The organism is Flavobacterium sp. (genome assembly GCF_047602195.1).
Classification (GTDB): domain Bacteria; phylum Bacteroidota; class Bacteroidia; order Flavobacteriales; family Flavobacteriaceae; genus Flavobacterium.
In genome coordinates this window covers 1,086,870-1,098,226 of sequence record NZ_JASGHW010000004.1, presented here as the reverse complement: position 1 = coordinate 1,098,226, position 11,357 = coordinate 1,086,870, and the positions used below count along the sequence as shown (strand labels likewise).

Genomic DNA, 11,357 nt, shown 5'->3' with positions numbered 1-11,357 from the left:
TTTCTTATCCCAATATGTCAATGAACTTCTGTCCGTTTGTTTAACCGTTTAGTCGTCGAACCGGTCAACCGATCAAACGATGCCCCGATTAAACAGGACCAGTGGAGAATATCGGAGTCGAACCGATGACCTCCTGCGTGCAAGGCAGGCGCTCTAGCCAGCTGAGCTAATCCCCCATTTCAGATTCCTTCGCAAGAATCCCAAACGATGGAACCCAACCTCCAGAATTTCCTTAACTTAAGTATCAGTAGTCCCGGGCAGACTCGAACTGCCGACCCCTACATTATCAGTGTAGTACTCTAACCAGCTGAGCTACGAGACTCTGTTTTACTTAAATTGTATTTTGAACCAACAGCGAGAGTAAGCAAAAAACGTCTTCATCCAGACAATCAAGGCGTCGTTTCTCTAGAAAGGAGGTGTTCCAGCCGCACCTTCCGGTACGGCTACCTTGTTACGACTTAGCCCTAGTTACCAGTTTTACCCTAGGCAGCTCCTTGCGGTCACCGACTTCAGGCACCCCCAGCTTCCATGGCTTGACGGGCGGTGTGTACAAGGCCCGGGAACGTATTCACCGGATCATGGCTGATATCCGATTACTAGCGATTCCAGCTTCACGGAGTCGAGTTGCAGACTCCGATCCGAACTGTGACCGGCTTTGTAGATTCGCTCCCCCTCGCGGGGTGGCTGCTCTCTGTACCGGCCATTGTAGCACGTGTGTAGCCCAGGGCGTAAGGGCCGTGATGATTTGACGTCATCCCCACCTTCCTCACAGTTTGCACTGGCAGTCTTGCTAGAGTTCCCGACTTGACTCGCTGGCAACTAGCAACAGGGGTTGCGCTCGTTATAGGACTTAACCTGACACCTCACGGCACGAGCTGACGACAACCATGCAGCACCTTGAAAGACGTCCGAAGAAGGGCATGTTTCCACGCCTGTCGTCTCTCATTTAAGCCCTGGTAAGGTTCCTCGCGTATCATCGAATTAAACCACATGCTCCACCGCTTGTGCGGGCCCCCGTCAATTCCTTTGAGTTTCAGGCTTGCGCCCGTACTCCCCAGGTGGGATACTTATCACTTTCGCTTAGCCACTGAAGTTGCCCCCAACAGCTAGTATCCATCGTTTACGGCGTGGACTACCAGGGTATCTAATCCTGTTCGCTACCCACGCTTTCGTCCATCAGCGTCAATCCACTGGTAGTAACCTGCCTTCGCAATTGGTATTCCATGTAATCTCTAAGCATTTCACCGCTACACTACATATTCTAGTTACTTCCCAGTAATTCAAGCCCTGCAGTATCAATGGCAATTTCCCGGTTGAGCCGGGAGATTTCACCACTGACTTACAGGGCCGCCTACGGACCCTTTAAACCCAATGATTCCGGATAACGCTTGGATCCTCCGTATTACCGCGGCTGCTGGCACGGAGTTAGCCGATCCTTATTCTTACGGTACCGTCAAGCCGGTTCACGAACCGGTGTTTCTTCCCGTACAAAAGCAGTTTACAATCCATAGGACCGTCATCCTGCACGCGGCATGGCTGGTTCAGGCTTGCGCCCATTGACCAATATTCCTCACTGCTGCCTCCCGTAGGAGTCTGGTCCGTGTCTCAGTACCAGTGTGGGGGATCTCCCTCTCAGGACCCCTACCCATCATCGTCTTGGTAAGCCGTTACCTTACCAACTAACTAATGGGACGCATGCCCATCTTGAACCGTTGTGACTTTAATAATAATATGATGCCATACTATAATACTATGGGGTATTAATCCAAATTTCTCTGGGCTATCCCCCTGTTCAAGGTAGGTTGCATACGCGTTACGCACCCGTGCGCCGGTCTCAATGGAGCAAGCTCCATCTACCCCTCGACTTGCATGTGTTAAGCCTGCCGCTAGCGTTCATCCTGAGCCAGGATCAAACTCTTCATCGTATATTTTTATATTATTTACGACGTGATTCCTTGACTTAGTCCGATATTCTAACGTATCTTTCTTACTCTCTTTATTTGTTTCAACATCTCTGTTGAAACGGCTGTCAATCCAATATGTCTATGAACGTGTCATTCTTTTTAATCTCGCCATCCTTTCGTTTGGCGGGTGCAAAAGTACAACTTATTTTTTATCAGGCAAGCTTTTTGAAAATATTTTTGAAATTTATTTTCTCCGACCTCAATTCCCGAAAATCAATGAACGTTTTTCTCTTCTGCGGGGTGCAAAGGTAACACTGATTTTTGCTTTTGCAAATTTTTCAGAGCAGAAATCCCCTAAAATTTTCTTAAAAAAACATAACCCTCTGGCGATAAGTTTTTTGGAAGACAAAGTTTTTTCAGATTTGTTGGTTTGCGTGAAGGATCGAGGCAGGCACCGCGTGCAGCCGAGAGCCTGACGGCGCGAAAAAGCTTGAATAAAAAAAGAAATGTGATGCGCCGGCACGCCCAAAAAAACTATTCGAAACGAATCGCCCTAACCGGCGAAATCCTCGTAATAATATAAGACGGGATCAACAGCACCAGCAAACAAACGAGCACCGTGCCGAAGTTAAGCGCCAACACGTAAAACCAATTGAGGTATACGGGCGCCTCGTTAACGTAGTAATTTTCAGGATTGAGCTGGATGAGACCGGTGTATTGCTGGATCAGGATAAGGCCGATGCCGATGAAGTTGCCCCAGAACAGTCCGCGTAAAATCAAATAGAGCGCATTGTACAGAAATACTTTGCGCACGCTCCAGTTGTTGGCGCCGATGGATTTGAGGATGCCGATCATTTGCGTGCGCTCCAATATCAACACCAAAAGCGCGACAACCATGTTGATCGTGGCCACGGCGATCATGACGATCAGAATGACGAGAATGTTGAAATCGAACAACTGCAGCCATTCGAAAATATAATAGTATTTCTCGACAATGGTTTGCGTATCGAGCGTGGAGCCGGTATGCTCGTAAACCTCCTCGCCTTTTTCCTTGATCTTGTTGAAGTTGTCCACAAAAACCTCGAACGCCCCGACTTGATCGGGTTGCCATTTGTTGATGCGTTGCACGTGGCGGATGTCGCCCAATACATAGGCCGCGTCGAATTCCTGGAAACCTGAATTGTAAATGCCCGAAATCCGGAAGACACGCAAATTGGGCAGTTTTGTGTTGTCTTCCTTCATAAAGAAGGTATTGAAACGGTCGCCGGTTTTGAGTTGGAGCCGATCGGCGAGGTATTTCGAAATGATCACGTCGGAGGAAATCTTACCATTTAGATCCGGCAAACGGCCATCGATGATGTACTCTTTGATATTGTCCCATTGGTAATCTTTGCCGACACCTTTGAAGATGATGCCTTCGAAAGCGTTTTCCGTCCTAATAATCCCGGCCTTGCTCGCAACGGCCTGAATGTGACTGATGCCTTTGACCGATGTGAATTTGGGATAAAAATCCTGCCGCGTCGATATCGGTTTGACACTGACCTGCGATTGGTTGTCGTCGTAATTGGCAATAATGATGTGCCCGTTGAAGGCCGACACTTTTTGCCGGATCTTCTGTTGCAGCCCGATTCCCGTCGCCACAGAAACGATCATCATGACCATGCCGATGGCGATGGCAGCAATCGCAATTTTTATAATTGGCGCAGAAATACTACTTTTACGGCCTTTAGCAGTAATCAGTCTCTTGGCGATAAAGTATTCGGGATTCAATTTGCTTTGTCTGTTTGTGTCAAAAATACGGCTTTTCGCCCTGTTCCAAACTGATTTTTGCAGAATTTAATATTAGGGAAAAGCGATTTATGGATTCGGGCACTATTTCACACACTTACATTGCGGCAGCATTCAGGAAAAAAATTTTATGGGCGGTTCTCGTCGTTTCCTTATTGGCCGTATCCTGTAAGACCCCGCAGGTCGCTGCCGGAAGTTCGACCTATTCGGTTCCCGCACTGACGATGGTCAAAAGCAAAGTCAAATCGACCAAGTTCATGACTGGTGCCGATAATATGACCAGCTATTTCGGATTGCTCAAGAACAAAAAAGTCGGCATACTGACCAACCAGTCCGGCCAGATTACCTACGACGCACACTACCTGATCAAGGATTCGGTTTCGCAGAAAGAAGGAATGAAAGCCGTGACGATGCACATAGTCGATTTCATCGTAAGCAATACCGACCTCAACCTGGTCAAAATCTACGCCCCCGAACATGGTTTCCGCGGCGAAGGTGCCGATGGCGAACTCATCGTCGACGGCAAAGACGTCAAGACCGGCCTGCCGATCATTTCACTGTATGGCAACAGTAAAAAACCATCGCCCCAGCAACTCGAAGGCATCGATGTTTTGCTGTTTGATTTGCAGGATGTGGGCACGCGTTTCTACACCTATATATCGTCTTTGCATTATGTGATGGAAGCCTGTGCCGAGAACAACATCGAGCTCATCATATTGGACAGGCCCAATCCAAACGGCAACCTGATCGACGGCCCGATTCTCGAAAAAGAATACAGCAGTTTTGTCGGGATGCACCCGATTCCCGCCGTCCATGGCATGACAATCGGCGAATACGCGCTCATGATCAACGGCGAGAAATGGCTCAAGGATGGCATCCAATGCAAACTGCGCATCGTGCCTTGCGAGAATTACCGACGCGAAATGCCATACAGTTTGCCGGTTCGTCCCTCACCGAATTTGCCCAACGACCAGGCCATCAACCTGTATCCGAGCCTGTGCTTTTTTGAAGGGACGAATGTCAGTATCGGTCGCGGCACCGACAAGCAGTTCCAGATTTACGGCTCGCCTTACCTGACGACCTATTACGAATTCAGTTTTATCCCGGCGCCCAATGCCGGCTCAAAAGAACCGCCGCAAAATGGAAAAATTTGCTGCGGGGAAGATTTGTCGCAGCATCCAAGGATCAACCGTATCGAACTCAAATGGCTTCTGGAAGCGTACCACGAAACCGAACAGCCCGAAAAATTCTTCAATTCCTACTTTACCAAATTGGCTGGAACCAAAATCTTGCAGCAGCAAATTGAAAGCGGGATGACCGAGGAGCAAATCCGCGCAAGCTGGAAACCCGGTCTCGACGCATTCAAGGAAATGCGCAAAAAGTATTTGATTTATCCGGACAGTTTCTTGGTGAGCAGCGAATGATTACAGCGGCAGTCGCTTTTTCATTTCTTCTACAATGTTGTAAGCCGCGGGGCAAATCGCCACATTTTTTAAAGTCAGATTTGAGATTTGCTGGAATTTCTTGCGGTCGGTGTGCGGAAATTCACGACAGGCTTTCGGACGCACTTCATAAATCATACAATAATTTTCGGCATCGAGAAACGTACACGGCACCGATTGCAGCACATAATCGTTGTCTTCATCGATGCGCAAATACTGGTCAATGAACTGCTGCGGTTTTTGCCGGAAGTGTTTGGCAATCCTTTCGATATCGGCGGCGGTAAAAAGCGGCCCGGTGGTTTTGCAGCAATTGGCGCATTGGAGGCAATCGGTGCGCTTGAATTCAGCCTCGTGCAATTCCTGCATCACATAATCGAGATTCTTGGGCGTTTTCTTTTTGAGCTTATCGAAATACTTTTTGTTTTCGTTATGCTTATCTTTGGCCAACTTCGGCAATATGTGGAGTGCTGGTTTCACCCGGCAAAATTACGATTTGAATTTCGAATGTCGATGAACGAATACCAAATTTTGAAACCATTAAGATGAAAGACCTTTTCGGACAAGCGATTCTCGACTATCAAACCAACAACGATCCGCAGGATTTGGTGACCGAAACCAATATTTCGGAAGCCGATGAAATGTCGGTCGCCTATCTGTTCCGGTCTTTTGCCGAAATGCCCAAGATCGAACAAAAAGCGCTGCAATTGTCCAAAGGGAAAGTCCTCGACGTAGGTTGCGGCGCGGGGAGCCACAGCTTGTATTTGCAGGACGAGCGCCAACTGGATGTGGCTGCGATCGACATTTCTGCCAAGGCCGTCGAAGCCTGCCGTCTGCGCGGATTGAACAATGTGCAGCATACAAACCTGATGGATTTCGACGGAACATTCGACACCATTTTGCTGCTGATGAACGGCACGGGAATTTTCGGCAAACTCAAAAACACATCCGCTTACCTGCAAAAACTCAAATCATTGCTCGCTCAAAACGGCCAAATCCTGGTGGACAGCTCAGACATCGTTTACATGTTCGACGAAGACGAAGACGGCGGAAGATGGATTGCTACCGATCGCGATTATTACGGCGAACTCGTTTTTACGGTCACTTACAAAGGCGAAACCGACCCGCCTTTCGATTGGCTCTACCTCGATTTCAATACTTTGCAAAATGCCGCGCATGCCAATGGTTTGCAATGTGAGCTTATAGCCGAAGGCGAACATTATGACTACTTAGCCAAACTTTACGTATGACCCAAACCGAACTCGAAAAACTACAATACCCGATCGGGAAATTTGTAAAACCCGAAGCCATCACTTCGGAAATCCTCGAAAAATGCATCGCCGAAATCGCCGCGTTTCCACAAAAATTGCGTGACGAAACCGAACAACTCGACGAATCGCAACTCGAAACGCCGTACCGTCCGGACGGTTGGACAATCAGACAGCTCATCCACCATTGCGCCGACAGCCACATGAATTGCCTGATCCGCATCAAATGGGCTTTGACCGAAGACCAGCCCACGATCAAATTCTATCACGAAGACCTTTGGGGAAACGGGATCGACAACCGCAGCATGCCGATTGAACCGACCTTGCAGTTACTCGACGGTTTGCATCACCGTCTTGCTTTCATCATGAGCCATCTTTCGGAAACCGAATTGGGTAAATCTTTCGTACATCCTGAACACGGGAAAGTATTTGAACTGCGCGAAATCATCTGCACATATGCCTGGCATGGCAACCATCATTTGGCGCATATCACTTCACTCAAAAGCGCCAAAGGCTGGAACTGACGTGGTAATTATGTAATTTTTTGATTTTTATTAAGAAAACCATTCGGTTAATTTTACCCTATCATTTAACTTAACTCCTACAAACATGAAACAGATTAGACTTTTGGCCTTGGCAGCGATGGTGTTTTTCTTCGGTTGTTCTTCCGATGATGACAAGACCGTAGTCAATGGCGTGGACCGTTCCCCCAATTTGAAAGCAACGGGAAGCAGCGCGAATGATTTTCTATCGGCTGCCAAATACAACACTTTGATCATCGAGGTTTTTTATGTGGAAAATTTCCGCCCGCAGGCCGCAACTTTGGTCAACCTCAAGAATTTTATGGAAAACCGGCTCAACAAACCGGGCGGCATTACCATTATCGAGAAGCAGGTGCCAAGCCTGGGCAATGCGCCTTACGATCTCGACGAAATCGCACAGATCGAAAGTTTGTACCGCACCAAATACAATTACGGCAACATCCTGACCATGTACATGTTCTTTGCCGATGGCGGTGCCACTACCGATACCGATTCTTCGTTTACACTTGGAACCGCTTACCGCAACACCTCTTTTGTGATGTATGAAAGCACGATCAAGAATTTGAGCGACGGCGTGGGTGAACCCAACCGTGTCGATTTGGAAACCACGGTGATCCAACACGAACTCGGGCATTTGCTCGGACTCACAAATTTAGGTTCGCCTATGGTTACCGCACACGAAGACCTTTCGCATCCGAAGCACTGCAGCAACGAAGACTGCCTGATGTATTGGCAAGCCGATGGCAGCAGCCTGCTCGGGATGATGGTGGGCGGTAATTTCCCCGTACTCGACGCGAATTGCCTGGCCGATCTTCAGGCCAATGGTGGAAAATAAAAACAAAAATCCCGGATAAAAACTCCGGGATTTTTTTATTGGATCAAATCGGTGGTGGATTTGATTTCGGTGAGTGCTTGTCGCAGTTTATCGAGATCTTGTTCGGTATTGTAGCCGTTGAGCGAAATACGGATGAAGGTATGCGCGCCGATTTTCATGATCGGGATTTCAATTCTGTACTTTTCGAAAAGGTGTTCCTTGAGTTCGAGCGGCTTTTCGGTACGAATCGGGATGCTGCACATCTGACCCAAAAATTCCGAAGTCACCGGACAAATCGGCTGGGTGCCGAGCAAATCGCAGAAACTTTTGTAATGGTCCAGGATCATTTTCTTGCAACGCTGGGTTTGCGATTTCCAATCGTTGTCCTGCAAGAACTGCAACGCAGCCGGAACAGTCAGGTAAGCCGAGATGTCGCGTGTACCTTGCTGTTCGTGGTAATCGAGAAATTGGCTTTCGCTTGGATTGTCGCTTTCATAACCCCAACTCACCACAAGCGGGTCAAGCATCGGCTGGAACTCCTTTTTGACATACAGGAAGGAGGAGCCCTTGGGCGTCAAAATCCATTTGTGCGCGGTACCGGTGTAAAAGTCCGGGTTGAGATCAGTGAGGTCCAAATCGATATGGCCCGGGACGTGCGCTCCGTCGACAATCGTAATCAGGCCCAATGCTTTGGCCTTGTCGCAAATTTCCTTGACTGGGAAGATCAGCGCCGTCGCACTCGAAATTTGGTTGAGGAAAATCACTTTGGTCTTCGGCGAATAATGGCTCCAGAATTCTTCGAAGGATTTGTTCCTTGGAAACAATCGGCAGCGAAATATTGGCACGGACGTATTTGGCTCCGGTTTTCTTGGAATAGAAATTCCACGTCCGGTCCATGGCACCATATTCGTGGTCGGTGGCCAGGATTTCATCGCCGGGCTTGAGGTCGAGGCTGCGCATGACGGCATTGATGGCGAAGGTCGGGTTGGGCGTAAAGAAAAAATCTGGCGCTGCACAACCGACCATTTGGGCCAGCGCTTCTTTGGATTGTTTGAGATAGCGCGCCGAATTCTTGGTGATGAACTGCACGGGTTCCGATTCGAGTTCACGTTGCCATTGCTGGTAATTTTCAAAAACAGGTTTCGGGCAGGCGCCAAATGATCCGTGGTTGAGATACGTAATCTCGGGATCGAGTAAAAAGTGTGATTTCATTTTTTTTTGATTGAATTGATTTGTGCCAAAAATAAAAAATCCCAAATGATTGTGGTTTTGGGATTTGCTATTCTTCTGTTAAAATTGCGATGGGCAGCGTTTGGAAAACCCTGACGCGTTTGCCGTCTTTGTCTCCTGGAATCCATTTCGGGCCTTCTTCGAGAATTTTGACGGCTTGTTCTCCGGTTCCGAAACCGGCATCGTGGATAATTCTGATATCGGAAAGCGTTCCATCTTTTTCAACAACAAACGACAGAACAACTTTGTCTACGAGAGCGGGTACTTTGGGTTTGGTAATTTTCCCGTTGAAATATTTGTAGCAATTGTCGATGCCTCCGGGAAATTCGGGTTTGGTATCGACGAGTGAATCTTTGTAGATGGTTTCTTCAATGGGGAGTTCGGCGTCTTGGGCAAAAACAATTGCCGCAAACAAATGGAATACTATTAAAAGTGTTTTTTTCATCTATTCTTTTCCAAATTTAATAGGCATTTTAAAAAGCGAACGTACATTTTTTCCGTTCTTTTTGGCTGGAATCCACTTTTCGGATAGACGCAGGACACGTATTATTTCCTGGCCGCTTCCATAGCCCAAATCATTTATAATCTTTATGTCGCCGATACTTCCATCGGTTTCTACAACAAAACTAAAAAGCAATTTGCCTGATAATTTATCGAAATCGGGAATGTCAAAATTTTTGGCAACCATCATTCTGAAAGCATTTCTGCCGCCTGGATAATCCGGTAATTCATCGATTTCTTTGTCATCATAAATATGATCATCAACATCAAGCGCCGGATCATACGCCGGAAGCGTCAACGGAAAAGCATACCGTACTTTTACCTTTTTCATGTTTTGTTTTCCGGGAATCCACTTTTCAGACAACGGCAAAATGCGCTTGGCTTCGTCTGCGGCGCCAAAACCGATGTCGCGCAGGATCCTTACATCGGATACCGCACCTGTGGTATCGATGACAAAATCGACGAGTAGTTTGCCGCCTTTGAAGTCGGTGTGCTTGGCTATCTTGAAATTCTCTGCGATGTATTGATTGAAGAAAGTCATGCCGCCAGGATAAGACGATTTGATTTCGACGGCTTGATAAGTATAAATACTGTCTTTGGGTGGCTGTGCATACAACCCCATCGCTACAAAAATGAATACAAACTGCAGCCGTTTGATCATGATTATCTTTGGGGTGTTATGTTTATAGGCAACGAATACAAACACTTGACTTTTCTGCCGTTTTGTTCCCCGGGACTCCACTGGGGAGATTCGGACAATATGCGTACGGCTTCTTTACCGGTTCCGTGGCCAACATCCCTAAGCACCTTGATGTCTTTGATGTACCCATCGATGTCTACGATGAAACTGACGAATACTTTACCGCTCAGCCCTTTGACATTAGGAACCCTGTAGCTTTTGCCGATGTAATTGTAGAATTCCTGCATTCCGCCCGGAAATTCAGGCTTTACATCTACCCCGGCGAGATTATAGACCTCCCCTTCGCTTGCCGGCCCAATATCCTGCCCGTACATGGTACTCAAAGAAAAACAAAAAAGCAGGCAGAGATAAAGGTGTTTCATCAAATTAAGGAATATTGAGGTACTTATGCGTCTGTAAAGATACACGCCATTTCGGATTATTCATCACATAATCAACAATTAATGGGGTCATTTGTTCTTTTTTGCTCCACTCGGGTTGGAGGAACAGAATCGCATTGGGGTTGACTTTTTCGGCTTGCTCCTCGGCAAAAATGAAATCGTGTTTGTTGTAGATGATGACCTTGAGTTCGTCGGCCTTATCATAAACGGTTTGTGTGGGCAATTTGTTTTTCTTGGGCGACAGACAAATCCAGTCCCAAATCCCGCTCAATGGATAGGCTCCCGAAGTTTCAATGTGAATTCTCCTGTTTTTTTCCTTGAGTTTCTGGGTCAGCAATGACATGTCCCATGTGAGGGGTTCCCCACCTGTCACGACCACAGTGTCGGCGTATTTGGTCGCATTTTCCACAATCATTTCCACACTGGTGGGTGGATGCAGATCGGCGTTCCAGCTTTCCTTGACGTCGCACCAATGGCAGCCTACGTCGCAGCCGCCGATGCGGATGAAATAGGCAGCGGTTCCGGTGTGGAATCCTTCCCCTTGAATAGTGTAGAATTCCTCCATTAAAGGAAGCATGGCCCCTTTTTCCACTGCCGATTGTATTTCTTTTGGTAACATTTCTTGTAATTAAAGTGCAAAGATAGTGAATTGATTTGGCAAACGTAATTGTTGAGACGATTGCCCTAGCCCTGATGGCAGCGGCATCCTTTTGTGGAGTCCCGACGCTTCGGGACGAAACAAAAGATACAGCGGACAGCAGGATAAAGCTCCACCCGAGCGAAGCGAACAG

Annotated in this window: 12 protein-coding genes, 2 tRNA genes, 1 rRNA gene and 1 pseudogene; 5 read left to right on the top strand and 11 right to left on the bottom strand. The window is 47.5% G+C overall.

Annotation, left to right across the window (positions count from 1 at the left end):
* Window positions 1-102 precede the first annotated feature (102 nt).
* The 3 genes from QM717_RS10995 to QM717_RS10985 form a co-directional block, all read right to left on the bottom strand.
* A tRNA-Ala gene (locus QM717_RS10995) sits at window positions 103-176 on the bottom strand.
* A 72-nt stretch (window positions 177-248) separates the two neighbouring features.
* Window positions 249-322, bottom strand: a tRNA-Ile gene (locus QM717_RS10990).
* Window positions 323-409: 87 nt separating this feature from the next.
* Window positions 410-1,925: ribosomal RNA gene (locus QM717_RS10985) — 16S ribosomal RNA — on the bottom strand.
* 92 nt (window positions 1,926-2,017) lie between these two features.
* Here QM717_RS10985 and QM717_RS10980 point away from each other — a divergent pair.
* Window positions 2,018-2,380 (top strand): hypothetical protein, encoded by a 363-nt coding sequence (locus QM717_RS10980; protein WP_415037517.1) that lies wholly within the window; start codon window positions 2,018-2,020, stop codon window positions 2,378-2,380.
* A gap of 58 nt (window positions 2,381-2,438) precedes the next feature.
* On the opposite strand, the gene QM717_RS10975 is transcribed toward QM717_RS10980, so the two are convergent.
* The gene (locus QM717_RS10975; RefSeq protein ID WP_415037516.1) at window positions 2,439-3,674 is read right to left on the bottom strand and encodes an ABC transporter permease; all 1,236 of its coding nucleotides are present in this window, start codon (window positions 3,672-3,674) and stop codon (window positions 2,439-2,441) included.
* Window positions 3,675-3,916: 242 nt separating this feature from the next.
* Between QM717_RS10975 and QM717_RS10970 the strand changes: the two genes are divergently transcribed.
* Window positions 3,917-5,116 (top strand): exo-beta-N-acetylmuramidase NamZ domain-containing protein, encoded by a 1,200-nt coding sequence (locus QM717_RS10970; protein ID WP_415040109.1) that lies wholly within the window; start codon window positions 3,917-3,919, stop codon window positions 5,114-5,116.
* Here QM717_RS10970 and QM717_RS10965 read toward each other — a convergent pair whose 3' ends face one another.
* Window positions 5,117-5,611, bottom strand: a complete 495-nt coding sequence (locus QM717_RS10965; RefSeq protein ID WP_415037515.1) for a YkgJ family cysteine cluster protein — start codon at window positions 5,609-5,611, stop codon at window positions 5,117-5,119.
* 65 nt (window positions 5,612-5,676) lie between these two features.
* On the opposite strand from QM717_RS10965, the gene QM717_RS10960 reads away from it, so the two are divergent.
* The 3 genes from QM717_RS10960 (at window position 5,677) to QM717_RS10950 (ending at window position 7,776) form a co-directional block, all read left to right on the top strand.
* Window positions 5,677-6,381, top strand: a complete 705-nt coding sequence (locus tag QM717_RS10960; RefSeq protein WP_415037514.1) for a class I SAM-dependent methyltransferase — start codon at window positions 5,677-5,679, stop codon at window positions 6,379-6,381.
* Window positions 6,378-6,923: a YfiT family bacillithiol transferase gene (locus tag QM717_RS10955; protein ID WP_415037513.1), complete on the top strand. Its 546-nt coding sequence runs from the start codon at window positions 6,378-6,380 to the stop codon at window positions 6,921-6,923. Before QM717_RS10960 ends, QM717_RS10955 begins: the two co-directional genes overlap by 4 nt.
* A gap of 85 nt (window positions 6,924-7,008) precedes the next feature.
* Entirely contained in the window at window positions 7,009-7,776 is a 768-nt protein-coding gene (locus QM717_RS10950; protein WP_415037512.1) for a membrane metalloprotease, read from the top strand.
* A gap of 35 nt (window positions 7,777-7,811) precedes the next feature.
* Here QM717_RS10950 and QM717_RS10945 read toward each other — a convergent pair whose 3' ends face one another.
* The 6 genes and pseudogenes from QM717_RS10945 to QM717_RS10920 form a co-directional block, all read right to left on the bottom strand.
* Window positions 7,812-8,519 carry an aminotransferase class V-fold PLP-dependent enzyme gene (locus tag QM717_RS10945; RefSeq protein WP_415037511.1) on the bottom strand — a complete coding sequence of 236 codons (708 nt, stop codon included), beginning with the start codon at window positions 8,517-8,519 and terminating at the stop codon, window positions 7,812-7,814.
* A 136-nt stretch (window positions 8,520-8,655) separates the two neighbouring features.
* Window positions 8,656-8,967, bottom strand: a pseudogene (locus QM717_RS10940) (aminotransferase class V-fold PLP-dependent enzyme); the annotation flags it as partial.
* Window positions 8,968-9,034: 67 nt separating this feature from the next.
* Window positions 9,035-9,430 carry an energy transducer TonB gene (locus QM717_RS10935; RefSeq protein ID WP_415037510.1) on the bottom strand — a complete coding sequence of 132 codons (396 nt, stop codon included), beginning with the start codon at window positions 9,428-9,430 and terminating at the stop codon, window positions 9,035-9,037.
* The gene (locus tag QM717_RS10930; RefSeq protein ID WP_415037509.1) at window positions 9,431-10,147 is read right to left on the bottom strand and encodes an energy transducer TonB; all 717 of its coding nucleotides are present in this window, start codon (window positions 10,145-10,147) and stop codon (window positions 9,431-9,433) included.
* Window positions 10,148-10,149: 2 nt separating this feature from the next.
* The gene (locus QM717_RS10925) at window positions 10,150-10,548 is read right to left on the bottom strand and encodes an energy transducer TonB (RefSeq protein ID WP_415037508.1); all 399 of its coding nucleotides are present in this window, start codon (window positions 10,546-10,548) and stop codon (window positions 10,150-10,152) included.
* 4 nt (window positions 10,549-10,552) lie between these two features.
* The gene (locus tag QM717_RS10920) at window positions 10,553-11,185 is read right to left on the bottom strand and encodes a 7-carboxy-7-deazaguanine synthase QueE (protein ID WP_415037507.1); all 633 of its coding nucleotides are present in this window, start codon (window positions 11,183-11,185) and stop codon (window positions 10,553-10,555) included.
* Between the last annotated feature and the right edge of the window lie 172 nt (window positions 11,186-11,357).